We start from the raw sequence: 23,250 nt of genomic DNA, 5'->3' as shown, positions 1-23,250 counted from the left end.
CCAGGGGGAACGATCGACGTCCCAGCCTACTTGTCAGGCGGGCCCGCCCCCGCCGGGCAGTGCGGCGAGCGGCCGTCCGGCCCGTCCCGCCCGCTCCACCAGCAGCCATCCGCCCAGCGCCATCACGACGGCGGCCGGCGCGCTGACGTGCACCGCGATCAGCAGGGCCGTCCGGCCCTCCAGCAGCCCGCCGAAGCCGACCATGGACAGGCCGAGGACGCCGAACAGGCAGAGGGTGATCCCCACGGCCGCGATCGGGCCGGTGCCCGGCGGCGGCGCGACGGGCCGCCCGCCCGGCCGCTCGAACCTGCGGAAGACGGCGACCAGGAGCGCGGTCACCGCGGCGGCCGCGGCGATCCTCGGCGGCGTCTGCGCCCACCAGGCCGCGGAAGCGGGCTCCGGCAGCGTGATCCCGGCTGCCGCCATCGCCCCGTACACCCCGAGCATCGCCGTCAGGTGCCACAGGAACGCCGTCATCGCGATGCCGTTGGCGGCGACGACCGCCCGCCACACCCCGGCCCGCGCCACCAGCCGGCCACCGGGCCCCCGGAGCAGCTCGACCGCGCCGACGAGCCACAGCCCGTGGCAGAGCAGCGCGAGCGTCGGCGGCGCCATGTTGGAGATCTTCTCGCCGGGCATGCCCACCATGGACAGCGGATACGGCCCGAACGCCACCAGCGCCGCCGCCCCGGCGAGACCGGCCCCCGCGAGCAGCCCGGGCATCCTGATCCGGCCGTCGGCCCGCAGGAAGCCGAGCTGGTGGACGGCGAGCCAGACGAACGCGAAGTTCAGGAACTCCACGAACGGCACCCCGAACGCGAACCGCAGCACGTCCACGAGGACCGCGCCCCCGGCGAGCACGCCGAACGCGCCCCACCCCCAGCGCTCGTGCAGCCGCAGCAGCGGCGGGGTGAACGCCACCATCGCGAGGTAGATCCCGATGAACCACAGCGGCTGCGTCACCAGCCGCAGCGCCACCCCGGTCATCCCGCCGCCCCCGCCGAGCAGTTGCACGACGAGCGCCAGCGCCCCCCAGACCAGCACGAAGGCCATCGTCGGCCGCAGCAGCCGCTGCAAGCGCCCCCGCAGGAACGCCGAGTACACGGCCCCCTCCGGATGCCGGCGCCCGAGCGAGCGGTAGGAGAGGGCGTGCGAGAACCCGCCCACGAAGAAGAACACCGGCATCACCTGGAGCGCCCAGGTCAGCACCTGCAACCCGGGCACGACGGCCAGCAGGTTCCCCACGCCGTCCTCGGTCACGGCCGCCATCAGCCAGTGCCCTGCGACCACGGTCGCCAGCGAGGCGACCCGCAACAGGTCGACGTACCGGTCACGATTCTCGGGGGTGCGCTCGGCGAGCGCCCGCACAGTCGATGCCATACCCGCCACCCTGCCGCCCGCTCCGCGGCCCGGTCAGAGCGCAGCTACTCACCCGCGCGTGAGTACCCCCTCCGCCTCCGGGCCGCCGGGCGTGCACCTCAACTCCGGCCCCGCCGGACGTGCACCCCCGTGCGCCCTCCGGCCCCGCCTTGCGCTCTCCGGCCCCGCCGGCGTTCGAGGCGCGGGGTCCGGGGCGGAGCCCCGGTCACGGGAAGGGGCGGGGTGGGGAAAGGCCCGCCGCAGGCGCACCACCCCCCGCCCGAAGCACCCCGCCCCCGCACCCCTACCCCCGGGAAACCACCCTCGCCCCCGCCGCCGGCCCCTGGGCCACCCGCGCCGCCCGGCACGTCCCGGAGGCGAGGAGCGCCGCGGCGACCCCCCGCGCCGACTCCTCGTCCTTCGTCAGGAAGGCCGTCGTCGGGCCGGAGCCCGAGACGAGCGCGGCGAGCGCCCCCGCGCCCGTCCCCGCGTCGAGCGTCGCGCCCAGCGACGGCCGCAGCGAGAGCGCCGCGGGCTGGAGGTCGTTGACGAGCGCCCCGGCCAGCGCCGCCGTGTCACCGGTGCGCAGCGCCTCCAGCAGTCCGGGGGAGGCGACGGGCTCCGGCACGGCCGCGCCCTCGTTCAGCCGGTCGAACTCGCCGAAGACGACCGGCGTCGACAGCCCGCCGTCCGCCATCGCGAAGACCCAGTGGAAGGTGCCGCCCACCGCCAGCTCCGTGAGGTGCTCACCGCGGCCGGTGCCGAGCGCCGCCCCGCCGACCAGGCTGAACGGCACGTCGGACCCGAGTTCCGCGCAGATGTCGAGCAGTTCGGCGCGCGAGGAGCCCAGTCCCCACAGCGCGTCGCAGGCCAGCAGCGCGCCCGCGCCGTCGGCGGAGCCGCCCGCCATGCCCCCGGCGACGGGGATGTCCTTGGCGATGTGGATGTGCACGTCGGGCGCGATGCCGTGGCGCGCGGCGAGGAGTCCGGCGGCGCGGGCGGCGAGGTTGGTGCGGTCCAGGGGCACCTGGCCGGCGTCCGGCCCGTCGCAGGTGACGGTGAGCGAGTCCGCGCGCTCCACGGTCACCTCGTCGTACAGCCCGACCGCGAGGAAGACGTTGGCGAGGTCGTGGTAGCCGTCGGGGCGGGCGCCGCCGACCGCGAGCTGGACGTTGACCTTGGCCGGTACCCGGACCGTCACGCTCACTGCCGTGCCTCCGCGATCCGCGCGAACTGCTCCACCGTCAGGGACTCCCCGCGTGCCTGCGGCGACACCCCGGCCTCGACGAGTGCCGCCTCCGCGGCCGCCGGCGAGCCCGCCCAGCCGGCCAGCGCGGCCCGCAGGGTCTTGCGCCGCTGCGCGAACGCGGCGTCGACGACGGCGAAGACCTCCGCCTTCGTCGCGGTCGTCTCGACCGGGGACGTGCGGCGCACCAGGGAGACCAGGCCGGAGTCGACGTTGGGCGCGGGCCAGAAGACGTTGCGCCCGATGGATCCGGCCCGCTTGACCTCCGCGTACCAGTTGGCCTTCACGGACGGCACGCCGTAGACCTTGTTGCCCGGGACGGCGGCGAGGCGGTCGGCGACCTCGGCCTGCACCATCACCAGGGTGCGCTCGATCGTCGGGAAGCGGTCCAGCATGTGCAGCAGGACCGGGACCGCCACGTTGTACGGCAGGTTCGCGACCAGCGCGGTCGGCGCCGGGCCGGGCAGCTCCTGGACGTGCATGGCGTCGGAGTGCACGAGCGAGAAGCGCGCGGCCCGCTCCGGCAGGCGTGCCTCGACGGTGGCGGGCAGGGCGGCGGCGAGCACGTCGTCGATCTCGACGGCGACGACCCGGTCCGCGGCCTCCAGCAGCGCCAGGGTCAGCGAGCCGAGTCCGGGGCCCACCTCGACGACCACGTCGTCGGGCGCGACGGCGGCCGTGCGCACGATCCGGCGGACGGTGTTGGCGTCGATGACGAAGTTCTGGCCGCGCTGCTTGGTGGGGCGTACGCCGAGCGCGGCGGCCAGTTCGCGGATGTCGGCGGGGCCGAGGAGTGCGTCGGGATCAGTGGTGCTCACCGCTACAGCCTACGGCCGCAGTGGGGCCACGGACTCGCCCCCCGTTGCACGTAGAGCTTCTTCGCCCGGTAGGTCTGCTCCGCCGCGGGCGCGTCCTCGGGGCGGCCGCTGCCGCCCAGTGAGCGCCAGGTCCCGGCGTCGAACTGGTACAGCCCGCCGTAGGTCCCGGACGGGTCGACGGCGCCCGGCCGGCCGCCGGACTCGCAGCGGGCGAGGGCGCCCCAGTCCAGCCCGTCGGCGCCGGCGACCGAGTCGGGCGGCCGGCGGGTGCCGACCCTGATCCGCTCGGTGACCGGCTCGCGCACGATCTCGTCGTGGAGCCTGCGGGGTTTCTGGCGCACCCCGTTGACGGTGCGCAACCCCCAGGTGACCCGGCGGATCCCCGGCACGCCCTGCCGCTCGACGACCTCGGTGCCGGCGAACAGCGTCGCGTCCGCGGTCCGCTCGACCGCGTGCGGGACGGCTTCGTCGCTGGTCCGGCGCCCGTCGGTGATGCGCATGACGGTGATCGTCTGGCCGTCGCGGGGGAAGCTCTCCTGCGGCACGGACGTGGTGTCCCGGCCGCGCAGCACGATGCCCGCGTCGGCGAGGGCCTCGCGCACGGTGGGCGCGGTGGTGCGCAGGGTGTGCTCGCGGCCGTCGGCCATGAAGGTCACCGAGCGCTCGGTGCGCATGTCCACGGTCAGTCCGGTGCGGCCGATCGCGGCCGAGCGCGAGACCGACAGATACGCGCCCGCCGCCCGGACGCCGAGCTGCCGCAGCGCCCCGTCGACGGTGTGCGCGGTCGTCCACACGGTGCGGCGGCGGCCGTCGAGGGTCAGCACGAGGGGGCGTCCGTAGCGGACGACCACCTCGTCGCCGTTGCCGAGTCCGGCGTCCGCGCCGGGGGCGACGATGTCGTGGGGGCCGACCCGCACCCCCTCGTCGTCGAGGAGTTCGCCGACGTCGTCGGCGAAGGTGTGCAGGGTGCGGGGCTCGCCGTCGACGGTGAGGCGCACCGACTTGTCGGCGCCGACGAACGCGGCGGTCCCGCCGGCGAGGAAGGCCACGACCAGGGCGCGCGGGACGAGCCGGCGCAGGCTGTCGGAGTTCGGCGCCGCCCGGCGCCGTCGTGCGGCCCTGCGCGCCTCGGCGCGCCCGCCGGTGACGGTGGCCGGTGCGCCGCCCTGCCGGGGCAGGGCCGGCCCCGTGAGACCGGTGCCCTTGAGGTCGACGTACGGCAGGGTCGGCGCACTGGCCTGCGCGAGCCGGGCGTCGACCACGGTCGGCGGCGGTACGGCGGCCGGGGGGCGGGGCGCGGCGACGGCGGCGGGAGGTCCGGGGACGGCGACGAGCGGCGCGAGGACGGTGTCGGCGAGGCGGACGTCCACGACGGTCGGCGCATGGCCCCCGCCGCCCGGCCCGCCCGCGCGCACCCCGTCGTACGGCGCGTCCGCGCGGCCGCCGTACGGCCCGTCCGGGTGGCCGCCGCCCCGGGGGACGCCGTCACCGCCGTCGTACGGGACGCCGTACCCGCTGCCCCACGCCCCGTTCGCCCCGTGCGCACCGCTCGCGCCGGTGGTGCGGTGACTGCCCTGCGCTCTGCTCACGACGCTCCGCCGGCCGATGGACACCCAGTGGGCACCGGAGAGTAGCGGAGCGGCGGTCACTCTCCCAATCCGTACGGTCACCCAGCGTGGCGCGCCGTGCGGGATCCCCCGATCCGGTCAGTACCCGAACGCGCGCGCGGTGTTGGCCGCGATCGCCGCCGCCAGGGTGTCCTCGTGGACGCCCCGGACCTCGGCCATCGCCCGCAGGGTCACCGGGATCAGGTACGGCGCGTTCGGGCGGCCCCGGTAGGGCGCGGGGGTCAGGAACGGCGCGTCGGTCTCCACCAGCACCAGTTCCGCGGGGGCGACGGCGAGCGCGTCGCGCAAAGGCTGCGCGTTCTTGAAGGTCACGTTGCCGGCGAAGGACATGAAATATCCCTTGGCCGCGCAGATCTCCGCCATTTCCGCGTCACCGGAATAGCAGTGGAACACCGTGCGTTCCGGAGCGCCCTCCTCGTCGAGAATGCGCAGCACGTCCGCGTGCGCCTCCCGGTCGTGGATCACGAGCGCCTTTCCGCGGCGTTTGGCGATCTCGATATGGGCGCGGAAGGACCGCTCCTGCGCGGCCATTCCCTCCGGTCCGGTGCGGAACGTGTCGAGCCCGGTCTCGCCGACCGCCTTGACCGCGTCGAGCGCGGCGAGCCGGTCGATCCCGGTGAGCGCGTCGTCGAGGGCGGTGTCGCCGCCGGCCTGCCGCGCGCCCTGGCGCGACCAGCCGTCGGGGTCCCCCAGCACGATCCGCGGCGCCTCGTTGGGATGCAGCGCGACCGCCGCGTGGACCTCCGGGTGGGCGGCGGCCGTCTCGGCCGCCCAGCGGGAGCCCTCCAGGTCGCAGCCCACCTGGACGACGGTGGTGACACCGACGGCGGCGGCCCTGGCGAGGGCCTCCTCGACGGTGCCGTCCTGCATGTCCAGGTGGGTGTGCGAATCGGCGACCGCCACCCCGAGCGGTTCGGGCAGCGGCGGCGGTGCGGACTTCGAGCTCATGGGCGCGATCCTACGAGGCGCCCCGGGCTCCGCTCACTTGCGGTGGTGGAAAGGACGCAGGAGGTCGGACAGGTGCCAGTGGTGCGGTTCGGCGGGGGTCTCGTCTGCCCGCGTCGAGCCGCCGGGGTCGCCGTCGCCGCCGTCCGCCGCCCGGCCCGTCCGCTCGGGCCCGTGGTCGCCGGACTTCCTGCGGTGCCGGCCGTGGGACGTGCTCTGCGCCATCAGGCCCAGCACCGAGGAGACCTGCCCCGCGCGCATGATCCGCACGACGTGGCCGCCGCAGTTGAGGCAGGTCGGGCTCGACAGCGGGGACGGGACCCGCTTTCCGTCCGCCGTGTAGACGACGAATTCCTTGCCCCGGTTGTCGGTGTGGTGCTCGATCTCGTAGGACTGTTCCCAGCCGTACCCGCAGCGCATGCAGGCGAAGGCGTACGCCTCATGGACTTTCGCGGCGTCGGTGATCTCACTCATGCCAGCTCCTCTCCACCGATTCCAGTGGACGCCCGTTTCGGCGGGAGCGCATCAGCGCATGTCGATTAATGGTGCGGGCTTGGGCAATCCCATGCACAAACGGGCCGGGACGCGGTCTGCGCTTTGCTTTTCACGATAGTCCTTTACCGAGCCGGGGGGCCCGCCGCGGCCACCGTCCCGCCGGGCCCTCCTCGGCCACCGGCCCGCCCCGGCTGCCGTCCCGCGGCCACCGTCCCGCCGGGCCCGCCCCGGCTACCGTCCCGCGGCGCCCGCCGCCTTCCCGGCGCTCTCCGCGTGCTTCGCCGCGACGACGGCGTCGAAGACCTCCCGCTTGGGCAGGCCGGTGTCGGCGGCGACCGCCGCGATGGCCTCCTTGCGCCGCTCGCCCGCCTCCTCGCGCACCCGCACCCTGCGCACCAGTTCCGCCGCGTCCAGCTCGGCGGGGCCGGCCTCGGGGGCGCCCTCGACGACGACGGTGATCTCGCCGCGCACGCCGTCGGCGGCCCAGACCGCGAGGTCGCCGAGGCCGCCGCGCTTGACCTCCTCGTAGGTCTTGGTCAGCTCTCGGCACACGGCGGCGCGCCGGTCGGCGCCGAAGACCTCGGCCATCGCGGCGAGGGTGTCGTCGAGCCGGTGCGGGGCCTCGAAGTAGACCAGGGTGCGCCGTTCCTGTCCGACCTCGCGCAGCCGGGCGAGGCGCTCGCCGGCCTTGCGGGGCAGGAAGCCCTCGAAGCAGAAGCGGTCCACGGGGAGCCCGGAGAGCGCGAGCGCGGTGAGCACGGCGGAGGGCCCGGGGACGGCGGTGACCTTGATGTCCTGCTCGACCGCCGCCGCGACCAGCCGGTAGCCGGGGTCGGAGACGGACGGCATCCCGGCGTCGGTGACCAGCAGCACCCGGGCGCCGCCGGCGAGGGCCTCGACGAGTTCGGGCGTGCGGGCGGACTCGTTGCCCTCGAAGTAGGACACGACGCGCCCGCCGATGTGCACGCCGAGGGCCTGGGTGAGGCGGCGCAGCCGCCGGGTGTCTTCGGCGGCGACGATGTCGGCGTCCGCCAGCTCCGCCGCGAGCCGGGGCGGCGCGTCCGCGACGTCGCCGATGGGGGTGCCTGCGAGGACGAGCGTTCCGGGTGTTCCAGTCACAAACCCCATCCTCCCAGGGCGGGCGGCACCACTCGCACAGCCGTGTTCCCTACGATGGCGCGGTGACCAGTACCGCGCCTCCCACCTACGAGGGCTCCGAGGGCAAGGAAGCCCCGCCGCAGCCGCCCGGCCGGCTCCAGCGCCTGCGCCGGTTCGGCTACACGCCCCGGCCGGTGATCGGCCTGCGCGAACGCCTCGTGCCGCCCTACACCCGTCCCTCCGGCGGACTGTGGCCGGTGCTCGGCATCCGGCGCGCCGACGCGGACGTCCTGCTGCGGCTCTCCGCCTGGGGCGGTCCGCTGCTCGTGGCGCTCGTCGCGGGGCTGCTGCGGTTCTGGAACCTGGGCAAGCCGCACGCGGTGATATTCGACGAGACGTACTACGCGAAGGACGCCTGGGCGCTCATCAACCAGGGGTACGAGGGCAGTTGGCCCAAGGACGTCGACAAGCGGATCCTGGTGGACGGCTCGGCCGTGGCGCCGCCCGTCGATCCCGGGTACGTGGTGCATCCGCCGGTCGGCAAGTGGGTCATCGGCCTCGGCGAGAAGATGTTCGACTTCACGCCGTTCGGTTGGCGGTTCATGGTGGCCGTGCTCGGCACCCTGTCGGTGCTGATGCTGTGCCGCATCGGGCGCCGGCTGTTCCGCTCCACGTTCCTCGGGTGTCTCGCGGGCCTCCTGCTGGCCGTGGACGGGCTGCACTTCGTGATGAGCCGCACGGCACTGCTCGACCTGGTGCTGATGTTCTTCGTGCTGGCCGCGTTCGGGGCGCTGCTGCTGGACCGCGACTGGACCCGCCGGCGGATGGCCGCCGCGCTGCCCGAGGACCCCGGCGGGGTGCTGCGGCCCGACGCGGGCATCGCTGCCTCGCTGCGCTTCGGCTGGCGGCCGTGGCGGCTGACGGCGGGCGTGATGCTCGGCCTGGCGGCCGGCACCAAGTGGAACGGCCTGTTCGTGATGGCCGCGTTCTGTGTGATGAGCGTGCTGTGGGACGTCGGCACCCGGCGCACCGCGGGCGCGGTCCGCCCGTACCAGGCGGTGCTGCGGCACGACCTGGTGCCCGCGTTCGTCTCCACCGTCCCGGTCGCGCTGGCCACCTATGTGCTGTCCTGGACGGGCTGGATCGTCACCGACAAGGGCTACCACCGCCAGTGGGCGAGCACCGGCCCCGGGCGGGACAGCGCCTGGAACTGGCTGTTCCCGGACTGGCTGCGCAGCCTGTGGCACTACGAGTCGCAGGTCTACACGTTCCATGTGGGGCTCACGGACGGCCACACCTACGAGTCCAACCCGTGGAGCTGGCTCGTGGTCGGCCGCCCGGTCTCGTACTTCTACGAGGACCCGTCCGCGGGCACCGGCGGCTGCCCCGCGGGCACGGCCGACAAGTGCGCGGCCGAGGTCCTGGCGCTCGGCACCCCGCTGCTGTGGTGGGCCGCCTGCTTCGCCCTGCTCTACGTGGCCTGGCGCTGGCTGTTCCGCCGCGACTGGCGCGCGGGCGCCATCCTGTGCGCCTTCCTGGCGGGCTGGGCCCCGTGGCTGCACTACCAGGAGCGCACGATCTTCCTGTTCTACGCGGTGGTGTTCGTGCCGTTCCTCTGCCTGGCCGTCGCCATGATGATCGGCGCGATCCTCGGCCCACCGGGCTCCGACGAACGCCGCCGCGCGGTGGGCGCCATCGGCGCGGGTGTGCTGGTGCTGCTGATCGTGTGGAACTTCATCTACTTCTATCCGATCTATACCGGCCAGCCGATCCCGATGGACGAGTGGCGCAACCGGATGTGGCTCGACACCTGGGTGTAGCGCGCACGGCGCGGGGCCCGGCACCGGTGAGGTGCCGGGCCCCGCGCCGTCCTGAGGGCCGCCGCCGCCCGGTCCGGCTCAGGCCTTGCCGGCGCAGATGGTGTCGTAGGGGCGACCGATGGCCATCAGCAGCTCCATCGGCTCGGTGGTGCCCGCCGGGCAGTTCTCCTTGCCCTTGACGAGGTCGAGCACCTTGTAGGTGCCCGCGCCGCCGGAGGCGCAGGCGACCTCCTGCGCGGTCGAGGTGACGCAGTCGCCCTTGACGAGCTGGCCGCCGCCGGCACCCGCGTCGCCGGGGTGCTCGCCGGCCAGGTTGCGGCCGCAGACCGTGTTGGTGGGGATGCCGCCGCCCTTGTTCGAGGAACCGTAGGAGATGGAGACCTGGATGATCAGGTCGGTGCCGGCCGGGCACTGGACGGAGTCGGGCAGGATGCTCGCGTCCTGGATCTCCAGCGCCTTGAAGGTCGCGCCGGAGTCGTCGCAGTCGAAGGCGCGGTAGCCGTCGGGACGGTTCTCCGGGTCCGGGCCGCCGCAGTCGCCGACCTTCCAGGAGCCGCCCTGCCCGTCCGAGGCGGACGACGAGGAGGAGGAGGGCTTCGACGACGAGGAGTCGTCGTCGCCGAAGACCTGCGAGGCCCCGTAGCCGAGGCCGAGGATCACCGCGAGGGAGACCACCCCTTGGAGGCACCCCCCGGAGCGCCGGGGGGCCGGCGGCTGCGGTTGTGGCTGCGGAGGCTGCTGCGCGTACGGGTTGGTCATGCCGGATCTCCTCGTCGGGGCGGGAGCGCGGCGCCGGACCGCGCACGCTCGGGGACGCGGCATGGACACCTCATGGTTCCCCGGGGTGCGCCGGGCGTGTCCCACGGGTCGTCAGCTCACGGTCACGGTCCGGGAAACGCCGGCCCGCACGTCACTCACGTCCCGTAGGGTGCTGATGACTCGCGCATTTGAACACGTTCATGGAAAGCGCGTGCACTCTGGGGAGGGGGCTGCGGTCATGCGCAGCGGTGCGAAAGTGGCCGTCGTCGGCGGTGTGTTCGCCGTCGTGGCGACGGGTGTGGGGTACGGGGGATGGAACCTCTGGAACGGGATGACGGGCGGGGACGACGGGGGCGGCGTCTCCACGCAGTCCGCGCCGAAGAAGACCGGTCCGCCCGACGCGGAGGAGATCGAGAAGACGGCCGCGGACTTCCTGGCGGCCTGGGCCTCGGGCGACGGCCCGACCGCCGCCCAGCTCACCAACAACGCGGCGGCGGCCGAACCGCTGATCACCGGCTACGGCGCGACGGCCCACGTCACCGAGGCGGTGATCGAGCCGGGCGAGGCGGTGGGCGCGAAGGTGCCGTTCACCGTGCGGGCGACCGTGGAGTACGCGGGGGCGTCCAAGCCCCTCGCGTACTCCTCGTCGCTGACCGTGGTCCGCGGGCTCACCACGGGCCGGCCGCTGGTGGACTGGCAGCCCTCGGTGATCCATCCCGAACTCACCGAGGGCACCTCGCTGGTGACCTCGGAGGCGTCCGCGCCGCCCATCAAGGCGGTCGACAAGGACGGCGTCGAGCTGACCGAGGAGAAGTTCCCCTCGCTGAAGGGCGTCCTGGCCGAACTGCGGCAGAAGTACGGCGCGAAGGCGGGCGGCGTCGCGGGGGTCGAGCTGGCGATCACCTCGGCCGACAGGACGGTGCCCGACAAGACCCTGCTCACCCTGACGAAGGGCAAGGAGGGGACGCTGCAGACCTACCTCGACGCGGGCGTGCAGGCCGCCGCGGAGAATGCGGTCAAGCGGTACGACAAGGCGTCCGTGGTGGCCGTCGAGCCCAGCACCGGCCGCATACGGGCCGTGGCCAACAACCCGGCGGCCGGCTTCAACACCGCCTTCGGCGGCGCCCAGGCGCCCGGCTCCACCATGAAGATCGTCACGGCCGCGATGATGATCGACAAGGGGCTGGTCAGCGGCCCCGGCTCGAAGGTCGAGTGCCCGGCGACGGTCACCTGGGAGCGCGAGTTCCACAACCTGAAGGACTTCGACCTCGGGACGCCGAGCTTCCAGCGGGCCTTCGCCCACTCCTGCAACACCACCTTCATCAAGCCCGTCAAGCCCCTCGGCACGGACGCCGGCACCGCCCTCGGCGAGACGGCGAAGAAGTACTTCGGCATCGGTGAGGAGTGGCAGACGGGCGTCAAGACCTGGGACGGCTCCGTCCCGGCGTCCTCGGGCGCGGAGACGGCCGCCTCCTACATCGGCCAGGGCAAGATCCAGATGAACGCCCTCAACATGGCCTCGATCGCCGCCACCGTGAAGGGCGGCGCCTTCCGGCAGCCGGTGATCGTCCCGCAGTCGCTCGACGACCGCACCCTCGCCCCCACCCGGCAGCTCCCGGGCACCATGGCCGCCACCCTGCGGCAGCTCATGGCCGCCGCCGCGACGGGCGAGGGCACCGGGGCGCGGGCGATGGCCTCGGTCGGCGGTGCCAAGGGCGCCAAGACCGGCTCGGCCGAGGTCGACGGCCAGGGCGACTCCAACGCCTGGTTCACCGCATACGCCGGGGACCTGGCGGCGGCGGCCGTCGTGGACTCCGGCGGGCACGGCGGCGACTCCGGCGGCGATGTCGTGGCGCGCGTCCTCAACGCCCGCTGAGGCACGGTCGCCCGCGCCGGCCACCGGCACGGGCGACCGACGACGGGGCCCGCCCACCGAAGCGGCCGACCCGGCGCCCAACCCGGCACCGGTCCCGGCGCCGGCCGCGCGTGCCGGGTGACCGGGTCCCGAAACAGATTCGCGTGGCCCGTACACCTACCGCTAGCGTGCGGGCCATGAGCACCCACGACACAGCGGACGCCCACCCCCGTTTCGCCGACGCCCTGCGCGCGCTCGGTCTCACCGTCCCGGTGCGCCGCTTCCCGGACGCCACCCGGACCGCCCAGCAGGCGGCCGACGCGATCGGCTGCGACGTCGCCGAGATCGTCAAGTCGCTGGTCTTCGAGGTCCGGGCGGCGGACGCCGGGGACGACGGGCCGGGCGAGCCGGTGGTGGTCCTGGTGGACGGCTCGTCCCGGGTCGACGTCGAGCGGGTCCGCCAGGAGCTGGGCGCCGCCGCGGTGAAGCGGGCGGGCGCGGACACGGTCCGCGCGACCACCGGCTACGCCATCGGCGGCGTCCCGCCGTTCGGCCACCTGACCCGCAGCCGGGTGCTCGCCGACCGGGGGCTGCTGGACCACGCGGTGGTGTGGGCGGCGGCCGGCACGCCCCACACCGTCTTCCCGCTCGACCCCCAGGCCCTGATCGCCCACGCGGGCGCGACCGTCGTGGACGTCCGCGAGCGCACGGCGTGACGCCCCTGGTCGTGGCCGCCGTGCTGGTGGCCGCGGTCACCCACGCCGGCTGGAACGCGCTGGCCCACCGGATCAAGGACCAGCTCGTCGCCTTCACCCTGATCGCGGGCGGGGCGGCCGTGATGGGCGCCGTGATGGCCTGCTTCGCCCCGCTGCCCGCGGCCGGGGCGTGGCCGTACCTGGTCGTCTCGGCGCTGCTGCACGTCGGCTACCAGGCGCTGCTGATGCGGTCGTTCAGCCTCGGCGACTTCGGCCAGATGTATCCGATCGCCCGGGGCACGGCCCCGCTGGTGGTGACGGTCGCGGCGGCGCTGTTCGTCGGCGAGCACATCGGCGGCTGGCAGCTCGCGGGCGTGGCCATCGCCTCCGCGGGGCTGGTCGGGGTGGCGCTGTGGGGCATCCGGGGCTCGGGCAGGCGCCCGCACTGGGCGGCCCTGGTGGCCGCGCTGGCGACCGGGGTGTCGATCGCCGCGTACACGGTGGTGGACGGGGTGGGGGTGCGCGCCTCGGGCACCCCGATCGGCTACATCGCCTGGCTGATGATCCTGGAGGGCGTGCTGATCCCCGCGTACGCCGTCGCCACGCGCCGGGGCGCGCTGCTCGCCCAGTTGCGCCCGCACGCGGCGCGCGGGCTGCTCGGAGCGGCCATGTCGATCGCCGCGTACGGCCTGGTGCTGTGGGCGCAGACGCGTGCGCCGCTGGCGCCGGTGGCGGCGCTGCGCGAGTCGTCGATCATCGCGGGCGCGGCGATCGGCGCGCTGCTGTTCAAGGAGCGCTTCGGCGCTCCCCGGGTGATCGCCGCGGGCCTGATGGTCGTCGGCATCGGGCTGATGCTCAAGGCGGGGTGATCCGCACGAGCCGGTGCCCGCGGCGCGGGGCGAACCGCCGCCGCCGCCGCGGCGTCCCCCTCCCCATGGGGACGCTCATGGACGGGACACGTCAGTTGCTGCGGTTCGCGGTGCTGGAGGCGCGCTGCTGCGCCTTCGCCGTCGCGCTGGTCTGCGGCATCGCCGTCTCGAATCTGCTGCCCGAACTGCCCGTCGCCCGCTACGACCTGCTGCTCCTCTACGGCGCCGTGCTCACCGCCGTCGCCTGGAAGGCCGGCTGGGACAGCCCGCGGGACCTCGCCGTGATCGCCGGCGCCCATGCCATCGGCCTGCTCTTCGAGCTGGTCAAGGTGCGGATGGGCTCGTGGAGTTACCCCGAGGAGGCGCTGACGAAGATCGGGGGCGTGCCGCTCTACGGGGGCTTCCTGTACGCGGCCGTGGCCAGCTACATCTGCCGTGCGTGGCGTCTGTTCGACCTGCGGCTGACGGGATACCGGCCCCGGGTGATGGCGGTCCTGGCGGGCGCGGTCTACGTGAACTTCTTCAGCCACCACTGGCTGCCGGACGCCCGCTGGCCGCTGGCCGCGCTGCTGCTGGCGGCCACGGCCGGGACCTGGGTGCGCTTCCGGGTGGGGGCCCGCGACCACCGGATGCCGCTGGCGCTGTCGTTCGTGCTGATCGGCTTCTTCCTGTGGGTCGCCGAGAACGCTGCGACCTGGGCGGGCGCCTGGAGCTATCCGGACCAGCTCGACGGCTGGCAGCCGGTGTCGGTGGCCAAGTTCGGGGCGTGGGCGCTGCTGATCTCGGTCACGTTCGTGCTGGCGGCGGCGTCGACGGGGCGCTCGGGGCCGCGGCATCCCGCGGCGGGCGGAAGCCCGTGTTGACGGCCAGCAGCCCGCCGTCGACGCGCAGGGTGGTGCCGGTGATCCAGGCGGCGTCCCGGGAGGCGAGGAAGGCGACGGCGGCGGCGATGTCCTCCGGCTCGCCGACCCGGCCGAGCGGATAGACCCCGCGCAGGTGCTCCAGCATCTCCTCGCGGCCCTCCCAGGCCCGGGTGCGGATGGTGCCGGGGTTGATCTGGTTGACGCGGACGCCTCGCGGGGCGGCCTCCGCCGCGAGGGTGCGGGTGAGCGAGGCGAGTCCGGCCTTGGCGGCGCTGTAGGCGTGACCGCCGAAGGACTGCTCGGCGTTGACGGAGCCGATGTTGACGATCGCGCCCCGGCCGCCGGCCGCCAGATGTCCGAGCGCGGCCCGGGCGCACCGCATGGCGCCGGTCAGGCAGATGTCCAGGTCGCGCGACCAGCCGTCGTCGGGCTGCTCCTCGAACCGCGGGGCGTCGGGGGTGGCGGAGAGCGCGTTGTTGACGAGGACGTCGAGGGTGCCGAACCGTTCGACGGCGTACGCGACGGCCGCCTCGACCGAGGCGCGGTCGGCGACGTCGCAGCGCAGCGCCAGCGCCCCCGGGACGGACCCGGCCGTCGCGGCGGCCGCGTCCGCGTCGATGTCGGTGACCAGCACCCGGGCGCCCTCGGCCGCCAGCCGGCGGGCGGTCGCCGCGCCGATGCCGCGCGCCGCCCCGGTGATCAGCACCCCGTGGCCCTCGAACCGCCCCGCCCGCACTTCCGCCTCGTCCGTCACAGGCTGGAACGTACCGCGCGGATCAGCGCCTGCGCACGGGGGTCGGCGGTGACTCCCTTGCGCATGCCGTTCGTCGTGTAGCCGAGCGCGATCCCGGACTCGGGGTCGGCGAAGCCCAGCGAGCCGCCGCGGCCCGGGTGGCCGAAGGAGCCGGGCCCGAGCAGCGGCGCCGCCGGGCCGTGCAGCATGAAGCCGAGCCCGTACCGGGTGGAGACCACCAGCACCCGGTCGGGGCCGGCCGACTCCTCGGTGCGGGCCAGGGTGAGCGTCGCGGGGGCGAACAGCCGGCTGCCGCCGTCGACGTCGCCGATGGTGGCGGCGTAGAAGCGGGCGAGGGCGCGGGCGGTCGAGATGCCGCCGGAGGCGGGGAGTTCGGCGGCGCGGTAGGCGGGGTCGTTCTCGTCGGGGAGCGGGTCGATGGCGCCGAAGGCGCGCCGGGTCAGCGATCCGGGATCGCGGTACGCCTCGGAGACGGAGCGCTTGGGCCGCAGCCGCAGCCCGCCGCCCTCGGCCGGCTCCGGTTCGGCGACGGGCCCGATGCGGCCGGCCCGGTGGGCCTCGTCGGCGGGTATGCCCAGCCAGAAGTCGAGGCCGAGCGGGCGGGCGATCTCCTCGGCGACCCAGCGGCCGATGGTGCGTCCGCTGACCCTCTTGACGAGTTCGGCCAGCAGCCAGCTGTACGTCTGCGCGTGGTAGCCGTGGTCGGTGCCCGGCGCCCAGGCGGGTGCCTGGGCGGCGACGGCGGCGGCGCCGCTGACCCCGTCGGCCGCCTCGGCGGGGGTCAGCGGCCGGTCCAGCACGGGGAGTCCGGCGCGGTGGGCGAGCACATGGCGGACGAGGACGCGCTCCTTGCCGGCCGCCTTGAACTCGGGCCAGTACGTGCCGACGGGGGCGTCCAGGTCGATCTGGCCGCGCTGGTGGAGCAGCAGGACGACGGCCGCGGCCACGCCCTTGGTCGCCGAGCGCACGACCTGGGCCGTGTCCACGGCCCACGGTTCCGTCCCGTCGACGTCCCGGGTGCCGGCCCACAGGTCGACGACCTTGCGCCCGTCCCGGTAGACGGCGACGGCCGCGCCGCGTTCGCCGCGCTGCTCGAAGTTGCGCACGAAGGCGTCCGCGACCGCTTCGAAGCCGTCCGCCACCGTGCCCCGCACATCCACCACAGGTGCTCCTTCGCCGCCGTCCATCCCCCCATGGTGCAACGTGGTCCGGACCAGGATGACCGCGGGTGGCCCCGGCCCGGCCCCGCGACCCGGCCGGCCCTCAGCTCAGCACGATGGAGACGTCGATGTTGTCGCGGGTGGCGTTGGAGTACGGGCAGACCTGGTGCGCGGCGGAGACCAGCCGCGCCGCGAGGTCCTGGTCCACCAGCGGGAGGGAGACGCTGAGCGCGACGGCCAGGCCGTAGCCCCGGGCGTCGTTGGGGCCGATGCCGACCTTGGCGGCGACGGTGGAGCCGCTCAGGTCGAGGCCGGCCCGGCGGCCGACGATCACCAGGGCGTTGTGGAAGCAGGCGCTGTACCCGGCGGCGAAGAGCTGCTCCGGGTTGGTGCCCGCGCCGTCGCCGCCGAAGGCGGGCGGCATGGCCAGCCGGAGGTCGAGCTGCCCGTCCTGGCTGGTGACCCAGCCCTCGCGGCCGCCGTGCGCGGTGGCCTCCGCCACGTACACGATCCTGGTGGGCCGGGTGTCGGCGGGCTCGGTGTCGTCGATCATGTGCGTTCCCCGGGTGGTGCGCCGCGAAGGGTGGTGCGGCATGAGGGCGGTGCGCCGCGATGGGTGGCGCGCCGCGAAACTGCATCGCCCACAATGTATCCGAGCCCCGCCCGGGTGTTACCCGGGGGTAGTGCCCGCCTCGGCGGCCCGCCGGTCCTCCGGCGAGGAGGCCGTCCGGGCCAGCCGGTGCAGCTCGTCCCGCAGCCGGGCGACCTCCGGCGCGTCCAGACCGGTGCTGCGCATCAGCTCCTCGGGCACCCGCCGGGCCCGCTCCCGCAGGGCCGCGCCCTCCTCGGTGAGCAGCAGCAGCACCGAGCGCTCGTCCGCCGCCGAACGCTCACGGCGCACCAGACCGGCCGACTCCAGCCGCTTGAGCAGCGGCGAGACGGTGCCGTAGTCCAGCCGCAGCGCGGCGGCCAGCTCCTTGACGGGCACCTCGCCGCGCTCCCACAGCACCAGCATCGTCAGGTACTGGGGATAGGTCAGCCCCAGGTCCGCGAGCAGCGGGCGGTAGGCCGCGGTCACCGCGCGCTGGGCCGCGTACAGCGCGAAGCAGAGCTGGTCGTCGATGAGCAGCGACGCCGGGGCGGCGGTGTGGTCGTCGTTCACGCGCCCATTGTCACGGACGAGGGGTCGAAGCCGAAGGGCAGCTCCAGCCGGTGGGTCCGCATCAGGGCGTCGTCGCTCAGCAGGTCCTGCGTCCCGCCGTCGGCGGCGATGACCCCCTCGCTGAGGATCACCGAGCGCGGGCACAGCTCCAGCGCGTACGGCAGGTCGTGGGTGACCATCAGGACGGTGACGTCCAGGGCGCGCAGGATGTCGGCGAGTTCCCGGCGCGACGCCGGGTCCAGGTTGGACGAGGGCTCGTCCAGCACCAGGATCTCCGGCTCCATGGCGAGCACCGTCGCGACCGCCACCCGGCGCCGCTGCCCGAAGGAGAGGTGGTGCGGCGGCCGGTCGGCGAACTCCTCCATCCCGACCTGCCGCAGCGCCGCGAGGACCCGCTCCTGGAGGGCCGGGCCGCGCAGTCCGCCGGCGGCGGGGCCGAAGGCGACGTCCTCGCGGACGGTCGGCATGAAGAGCTGGTCGTCCGGGTCCTGGAAGACGATGCCGACCCGGCGGCGGATCTCGGCGAGGTTCGCCCTGGCCACGGGCAGCCCGGCGACGGTGACGGTGCCGACGCCGCCGGTGAGGATGCCGTTGAGGTGGAGCACCAGCGTCGTCTTCCCGGCGCCGTTGGGGCCGAGCAGCGCCACCCGTTCCCCGCGCCCGACGGTGAGGTCGACCCCGAACAGGGCCTGGTGCCCGTCGGGGTAGGCGTAGGCGAGGCCGCGCACGTCGAGCGAGGGCGGAGCGGGGGTTCGGGGTGCGTCGGTACCGGTCACAGGTTCCATCCCAGCAGACAGACCGCGAGGGCGGCCACGGGCAGTGCGGCGGCGTACGTCCACTGGGCACGGGTGGCCCGTACGTCCTCCAGGACGGGCATCGTCCCGGTGTAGCCCCGGCTGACCATCGCCAGGTGGACCCGCTCGCCCCGCTCGTAGGAGCGGATGAAGAGGGCGCCCGCGGACTTGGCGAGCACGCCCCAGTGCCGCACCCCGCGGGCCTCGAAGCCCCGGGACCGCCGGGCGACGGACATCCGGCGCATCTCGTCGGCGATCACGTCCCCGTAGCGGATCATGAACGAGGCGATCTGCACGAGCAGCGACGGCAGCCGCAGCCGCTGGAGGCCGAGCAGCAGCGAACGCAGCTCGGTGGTCGAGGCGAGCAGCACGGAGGCGGCGACGCCGAGGGTGCCCTTGGCCAGGATGTTCCACGCGCCCCACAGCCCGGGGACGCTCAGCGCGACGCCGAGCACCTCGGTCCGCTCCCCCGGCACGACGAAGGGCATCAGCAGCGCGAAGGCGACGAACGGGATCTCCACCAGCAGCCGCTTCAGCACGAAGCCGGCGGGGATCCGGGCCGCCGCGGTCACCCCGGCGAGCAGCACGGCGTAGACGCCGAAGGCCCAGACCGCCTCGCGCGGGGTGGAGACCACGATCAGCACGAAGCACAGGACGGCGATCAGCTTGCAGTGCGCCGGCAGGGTGTGCACGGGCGAGCGGCCGTGCCGGTAGAGCCGGTGCGCGTGTCCCGCGCCCATGTCAGGCGGAGCTCCCGGCGGAGGTGCTCCGGTGGTCGTCCGCCGCCCTGCGGCGGCGGACGACGTAGAAGATCCCGCTGCCCAGGGCCACGGTGGCGCCGACGCCGATCACCCCGGCGAGGCCGCCGGAGATCCGCGCGTCGGAGACGCTCTCCACGCCGTAGTCGGCGAGCGGCGAGTCCGCGGCCGCGTGCTCCTCGACGGACCGGTCGAAGCCCTTGTCGGAGGCCACCTTCTCCAGGCCGTCCGGGCTGGCGGAGGCGTAGAAGGAGACGAAGCCGGCCAGCACCAGCGAGGCGATCAGACCGCCCGCCCACACCGCCCGGGACGAGCGGGGCCGGGCGGGGGCGGGCTCGGCGGCGGGGGCGTCGACCAGCTCCCCGCCGACGCGCAGCTTCAGCGGTGCCGACAGCCCCCGGGCCCCGTGGACCAGGTCCGGGCGCACGGCGAGCACGGCGCCGACGGTCAGCGCGGTGATCGCGGCCTCGCCGATGCCGATGAGGACGTGCACGCCGACCATGGCGGTGAGGACCGAGCCGATCGGGACCTCGGTGACGCCCCCGATCGCGTAGAGCAGCGTGAACGCGGCGGCCGACGCGGGCACGGAGACCAGCGCCGCGACGAAGGAGGCCGCGGTGACGGACCGCCGGGTCCTCGGCAGGACCGTGACCAGTCCCCGGAAGAGGGCGTACGCGACGACGACGGTGACGACGCCCATCACCGTGATGTTCACCCCGAGGGCGGTCAGCCCGCCGTCGGCGAAGAGGACGCCCTGCATCAGCAGCACCACGGCTATGCAGAGCACCCCGGTGTACGGCCCGACGAGGATCGCCGCGAGCGCCCCGCCGAGGAGGTGGCCGCTGGTCCCGGCGGCCACCGGGAAATTGAGCATCTGCACGGCGAAGACGAAGGCCGCGACGAGCCCGGCGAGGGGCGCGGTGCGCTCGGCGCCGGCCGGGCCGGCGTCCGTGCCGCCCAGCTCGCGCCGGGCGCCGCGCAGGCTGACGGCGACCGCGCCCGCGGCCACGACCCCGGCGGCCACGGAGACGGGTGCGTCGATGAATCCATCGGGCACATGCATGGGAAGCCTCGCTTCGGACAGACGAATAACCGGCCAATGATAGAGCCCTCTTGCGAAGTGCTTGCAAGAGCGCATGGGTCACAGGTGCGGTCGGCCTCGGCCGCCGGAGCGGAGGTGAACGGGCGTTCTATCGGAAATATGGGACATTAGATGACAAAGCAGACGAGTGTGAGGAGCCGGCCGATGTCCCCCGCCGTCATGGAAAACGCACGAGGTCGAATCGTCACCGACGCTCCCCAGTACCGCCCCGTCCGCGTCTCGCTCCGCTACGACCCCACCGAGGACCCCGCCTCCGTCTGCTTCTCCTTCCCCAGCGGCCGGGAGTGGACCTTCCCCCGTGAACTCCTGGAGACGGGCCTGAAGGCGCCGGTCAGGCGGGGCGACATAGAGGTCTGGCCCTGCGGCCGGGTGCAGGCGGTGGTCGAGTTCCACACCCGCGACGGGGTCGCCGTGGTGCAGTTCGAGGCGAAGACCCTGCTCCGCTTCCTCCGCCACACCTACGCGGTGGCCGCCACCGCCCCCGGAACCGCCCCCACCGCTGCCACCGCCCCCGGCGGCGGCCCCGCGACGGCCGCGCCCGCGGCGGCCGCCCCGGCGGCGGAACCCACCACCCCCACGGCCACCACCGCCTGACGCCCGGCGAGGCCGCGGCCCGGCGACCCGGCCGCGCGGCCCGGCGGCCTCGCGCGGCCCGCCCGCCCGGTGGCCGCGCCCCGTGCGCACGGAGCGCCCCCACGGCGAAAGGCCGCTCCGGCCGGGCCGATGCCCGGCCGGAGCGGCCTTCACCGCGCGACGGCCCCCGTCCCCACGGTGCCGTCGCGCGTCCGGGAGTTCGCTCCTCCGGTGCCTGGGCACCGGCCCCCGGCCGCCTGCCGGCCGGCCGGGGACTCCCGGGTCCGAGGGGCCGGGCGCGGGGCCCGGCCCGTGATCAGACGCGGACCAGTTCGCGGTCCTCGTCCGGCCCTCCGCTGCCGGGCTCGTCGGCGAGCTGCTTGTGCAGCTTCTCGCCCTCGACGTCCACGTTGGGCAGGATCCGGTCCAGCCAGCGCGGCAGCCACCACGCCTTGTGGCCGAGCAGGGCCAGCACCGCGGGCACGATCGCCATACGGACCACGAACGCGTCGAAGACGACGGCGATCGCGAGGCCGAAGCCGATCATCTTGACCATCTGCTCGCTGGAGCCGATGAACCCGGCGAAGACCGCGATCATGATGACGGCCGCCGCGGAGACCACCCGGGCGCCGTGCCGGAAGCCGGTCACGATCGCCTCGCCGGGCCGCTCGCCGTGGACGTACGCCTCCCGCATCCGCGTCACGAGGAAGACCTCGTAGTCCATGGCCAGACCGAAGACCACACCGATCATGAAGATCGGCATCATCGACATGATCGGACCGGTCTGCTCCACGCCGAAGACCGAGCCCAGCCAGCCCCACTGGAAGACGGCCACGACCGCGCCGAGCGCCGCGACGACCGACAGCAGGAAGCCGAGCGCCGCCTTGAGGGGCACCAGGATCGAGCGGAAGACCAGCATCAGCAGCAGGAAGGCGAGGCCCACGACCAGCGCGAGGTAGGGCACCAGCGCGTCGTTCATCTTCTCCGAGAAGTCGATGTTCATCGCGGTGGCGCCGGTGACGTAGACGTCGTCGCCGCTCTTGGCGCGGATGTCGTGGACCAGGTCCTCGGTGGCCGCGGAGGAGGGCCGGTCCTTCGGGATGACCGTGATCATCGAGGTGTCGCCGGCCTTGTTGGGCGTCGCCGGGGTGACGGCGGCCGTGCCCGGCAGGTCCTTGACGATCTCGATGGTGCGGTCGGCCGCGGCCTTGTCGCCGTCCACGACGACCATCAGCGGCCCGTTGAACCCGGGGCCGAAGCCGTCGGAGAGCAGGTCGTACGCCTGGCGCTGGGTGGTGCTCACGGGCTGGGAGCCGTCGTCGGGCAGACCGACCTGGAGCGACGCCGCGGGCACGGCGACGGCGGCGAGCCCCGCGACCGCGACGAGCAGCACGGTGACCGGACGGCGCAGCACGAAGCGGGCCCAGCGGGTGCCGGCGTTCGGCTTCTCGGAGGCGGGCAGGCCCTTGCGCGCCTTGCGGCCGAGGACCTTGTTCCCGGCGAAGCCGAGGAGCGCGGGGATGAGCGTCAGCGCGATGAGCACCGCGATGACGACCGTGCCGGCGGCGGCGAAGCCCATCTTGCTGAGCATCGGGATGTTGACGACGGCGAGGCCCACCAGGGCGATGACGACGGTCAGACCGGCGAAGACGACCGCGGAGCCCGCGGTGCCGACCGCGCGTCCGGCGGCCTCCTCGTGCTCCCGGCCCTCGGCCAGCTCGGCCCGGTAGCGGGAGACGATGAAGAGCGCGTAGTCGATGCCGACGGCGAGGCCGATCATCATGGCCAGCGTCGACGTGGTGGTGCCGAGGTCCAGCACGCTGGCCAGGGCGGTGATGGTGGAGATGCCGATGCCGACGCCGATGATCGCCGTGAGCAGCGGCAGACCGGCGGCGACGAGCGAACCGAAGGTGATGACCAGCACCACGCCGGCGATGATCACACCGATGATCTCGCCCGCCCCGGTGTGGGGCATGGCTTGGAGGGCGTCACCGCCGATCTCGACGGTCAGCCCGCTCTTCTGCGCGCTCTCGCCGGTCTTCTCCAGCGCGTCCCGGGTGGCGTCGGTCAGCTCCATGGAGTTGACCTTGTACGTCACCGAGACATAGGCGGTGGAGCCGTCCTGCGAGACGGCCTGCGCGGTGTAGGGGTCGCTGACCGAGGCGATCTGGTCCGAGCCCGACTTCAGCGCGGTGATGGCGTCGGTGACGACGGCCTTCGGCTCGGCGTCGGTCATCTTCGCGTCGGCCGGGGCCTTGAAGACGACGCGGGCGGTGGCTCCGTCGGCGCTGCCGCCGGGGAACCTCTCCTCCAGCAGGTCGAAGGCCTTCTGGGCCTCCGTGCCGGGGATCGAGAAGGACGAGGAGGTGGCGGTGGGCGCGGACGCCGCGCCGAAACCGGCGAGTGCCAGCAGGGCCACCCACAGCAGGGCGACGAGTCGGCGGCGGCGGAACGCCAGCCGGCCGAGCTTGTAGAGGAACGAGGCCACGAGGGCTAC

At 74.4% G+C, this 23,250-nt stretch carries 22 protein-coding genes; 6 read left to right on the top strand and 16 right to left on the bottom strand.

Going from position 1 to position 23,250, the window contains the following annotated elements; all coding sequences use genetic code 11:
• Positions 1-33: 33 nt before the first annotated feature.
• From JE024_RS20665 to rsmI, 7 genes are all read right to left on the bottom strand, one after another.
• Positions 34-1,380 carry an acyltransferase family protein gene (locus JE024_RS20665; RefSeq protein ID WP_205375008.1) on the bottom strand — a complete coding sequence of 449 codons (1,347 nt, stop codon included), beginning with the start codon at positions 1,378-1,380 and terminating at the stop codon, positions 34-36.
• 283 nt (positions 1,381-1,663) lie between these two features.
• A complete protein-coding gene (locus tag JE024_RS20660; RefSeq protein ID WP_205375007.1) occupies positions 1,664-2,566 on the bottom strand; it encodes a 4-(cytidine 5'-diphospho)-2-C-methyl-D-erythritol kinase in 903 nt (300 codons plus the stop codon).
• The gene (gene rsmA / locus JE024_RS20655; RefSeq protein ID WP_205375006.1) at positions 2,563-3,423 is read right to left on the bottom strand and encodes a 16S rRNA (adenine(1518)-N(6)/adenine(1519)-N(6))-dimethyltransferase RsmA; all 861 of its coding nucleotides are present in this window, start codon (positions 3,421-3,423) and stop codon (positions 2,563-2,565) included. Before rsmA ends, JE024_RS20660 begins: the two co-directional genes overlap by 4 nt.
• Before the next feature lie 2 nt (positions 3,424-3,425).
• Positions 3,426-5,012: a resuscitation-promoting factor gene (locus tag JE024_RS20650; protein ID WP_244883011.1), complete on the bottom strand. Its 1,587-nt coding sequence runs from the start codon at positions 5,010-5,012 to the stop codon at positions 3,426-3,428.
• Between the two features lie 117 nt (positions 5,013-5,129).
• Positions 5,130-5,999, bottom strand: coding sequence for a TatD family hydrolase (locus JE024_RS20645; protein WP_205375005.1), 870 nt, complete (start codon positions 5,997-5,999; stop codon positions 5,130-5,132).
• A gap of 33 nt (positions 6,000-6,032) precedes the next feature.
• Positions 6,033-6,470 (bottom strand): hypothetical protein, encoded by a 438-nt coding sequence (locus JE024_RS20640; protein ID WP_205375004.1) that lies wholly within the window; start codon positions 6,468-6,470, stop codon positions 6,033-6,035.
• Between the two features lie 252 nt (positions 6,471-6,722).
• Positions 6,723-7,619, bottom strand: a complete 897-nt coding sequence (rsmI, locus tag JE024_RS20635; RefSeq protein ID WP_205375003.1) for a 16S rRNA (cytidine(1402)-2'-O)-methyltransferase — start codon at positions 7,617-7,619, stop codon at positions 6,723-6,725.
• A 53-nt stretch (positions 7,620-7,672) separates the two neighbouring features.
• Here rsmI and JE024_RS20630 point away from each other — a divergent pair, with 53 nt between their 5' ends.
• Complete coding sequence (locus JE024_RS20630; protein WP_205375002.1) at positions 7,673-9,409, top strand: dolichyl-phosphate-mannose--protein mannosyltransferase; 1,737 nt, start codon at positions 7,673-7,675, stop codon at positions 9,407-9,409.
• Positions 9,410-9,487: 78 nt separating this feature from the next.
• Here the strand turns inward: JE024_RS20630 and JE024_RS20625 are convergent, their stop codons facing one another.
• Positions 9,488-10,168, bottom strand: a complete 681-nt coding sequence (locus tag JE024_RS20625) for a hypothetical protein (RefSeq protein WP_205375001.1) — start codon at positions 10,166-10,168, stop codon at positions 9,488-9,490.
• 238 nt (positions 10,169-10,406) lie between these two features.
• Between JE024_RS20625 and JE024_RS20620 the strand changes: the two genes are divergently transcribed.
• The 4 genes from JE024_RS20620 (at position 10,407) to JE024_RS20605 (ending at position 14,450) form a co-directional block, all read left to right on the top strand.
• The gene (locus JE024_RS20620; RefSeq protein WP_205375000.1) at positions 10,407-12,044 is read left to right on the top strand and encodes a penicillin-binding transpeptidase domain-containing protein; all 1,638 of its coding nucleotides are present in this window, start codon (positions 10,407-10,409) and stop codon (positions 12,042-12,044) included.
• A 176-nt stretch (positions 12,045-12,220) separates the two neighbouring features.
• Complete coding sequence (locus tag JE024_RS20615; protein ID WP_205374999.1) at positions 12,221-12,739, top strand: YbaK/EbsC family protein; 519 nt, start codon at positions 12,221-12,223, stop codon at positions 12,737-12,739.
• On the top strand, positions 12,736-13,587 hold the full coding sequence (locus JE024_RS20610; protein WP_205374998.1) for an EamA family transporter: 852 nt from the start codon (positions 12,736-12,738) through the stop codon (positions 13,585-13,587). Before JE024_RS20615 ends, JE024_RS20610 begins: the two co-directional genes overlap by 4 nt.
• 77 nt (positions 13,588-13,664) lie before the next feature.
• The gene (locus tag JE024_RS20605; RefSeq protein WP_244883010.1) at positions 13,665-14,450 is read left to right on the top strand and encodes a DUF817 domain-containing protein; all 786 of its coding nucleotides are present in this window, start codon (positions 13,665-13,667) and stop codon (positions 14,448-14,450) included.
• Here JE024_RS20605 and JE024_RS20600 read toward each other — a convergent pair.
• The 7 genes from JE024_RS20600 to JE024_RS20570 form a co-directional block, all read right to left on the bottom strand.
• A complete protein-coding gene (locus tag JE024_RS20600; RefSeq protein ID WP_244883009.1) occupies positions 14,374-15,204 on the bottom strand; it encodes an SDR family NAD(P)-dependent oxidoreductase in 831 nt (276 codons plus the stop codon). The two genes, JE024_RS20605 and JE024_RS20600, sit on opposite strands and share 77 nt — an antisense overlap.
• The gene (locus JE024_RS20595; protein ID WP_244883197.1) at positions 15,201-16,364 is read right to left on the bottom strand and encodes a serine hydrolase domain-containing protein; all 1,164 of its coding nucleotides are present in this window, start codon (positions 16,362-16,364) and stop codon (positions 15,201-15,203) included. Before JE024_RS20595 ends, JE024_RS20600 begins: the two co-directional genes overlap by 4 nt.
• Before the next feature lie 103 nt (positions 16,365-16,467).
• Positions 16,468-16,917, bottom strand: coding sequence for an organic hydroperoxide resistance protein (locus tag JE024_RS20590; RefSeq protein WP_205374995.1), 450 nt, complete (start codon positions 16,915-16,917; stop codon positions 16,468-16,470).
• A gap of 117 nt (positions 16,918-17,034) precedes the next feature.
• Positions 17,035-17,526, bottom strand: coding sequence for a MarR family winged helix-turn-helix transcriptional regulator (locus tag JE024_RS20585; RefSeq protein WP_205374994.1), 492 nt, complete (start codon positions 17,524-17,526; stop codon positions 17,035-17,037).
• Positions 17,523-18,311, bottom strand: a complete 789-nt coding sequence (locus JE024_RS20580) for an energy-coupling factor ABC transporter ATP-binding protein (protein ID WP_205374993.1) — start codon at positions 18,309-18,311, stop codon at positions 17,523-17,525. Before JE024_RS20580 ends, JE024_RS20585 begins: the two co-directional genes overlap by 4 nt.
• Entirely contained in the window at positions 18,299-19,060 is a 762-nt protein-coding gene (cbiQ, locus tag JE024_RS20575; protein ID WP_205374992.1) for a cobalt ECF transporter T component CbiQ, read from the bottom strand. The genes JE024_RS20580 and cbiQ overlap by 13 nt, the downstream gene beginning before the upstream one ends.
• Position 19,061: 1 nt before the next feature.
• Positions 19,062-20,141, bottom strand: a complete 1,080-nt coding sequence (locus JE024_RS20570; protein ID WP_205374991.1) for an energy-coupling factor ABC transporter permease — start codon at positions 20,139-20,141, stop codon at positions 19,062-19,064.
• A 198-nt stretch (positions 20,142-20,339) separates the two neighbouring features.
• Between JE024_RS20570 and JE024_RS20565 the strand changes: the two genes are divergently transcribed.
• Positions 20,340-20,774: an SsgA family sporulation/cell division regulator gene (locus JE024_RS20565; RefSeq protein WP_244883005.1), complete on the top strand. Its 435-nt coding sequence runs from the start codon at positions 20,340-20,342 to the stop codon at positions 20,772-20,774.
• Positions 20,775-21,069: 295 nt separating this feature from the next.
• On the opposite strand, the gene JE024_RS20560 is transcribed toward JE024_RS20565, so the two are convergent.
• Positions 21,070-23,241, bottom strand: a complete 2,172-nt coding sequence (locus JE024_RS20560; RefSeq protein WP_205374989.1) for an MMPL family transporter — start codon at positions 23,239-23,241, stop codon at positions 21,070-21,072.
• Between the last annotated feature and the right edge of the window lie 9 nt (positions 23,242-23,250).

The sequence above is a fragment of the Streptomyces zhihengii genome, assembly GCF_016919245.1.
Lineage (GTDB): Bacteria > Actinomycetota > Actinomycetes > Streptomycetales > Streptomycetaceae > Streptomyces > Streptomyces zhihengii.
The sequence above is the reverse complement of the archived record's forward strand: the minus strand, read 5'-3'. Positions and strand labels throughout refer to the sequence as shown.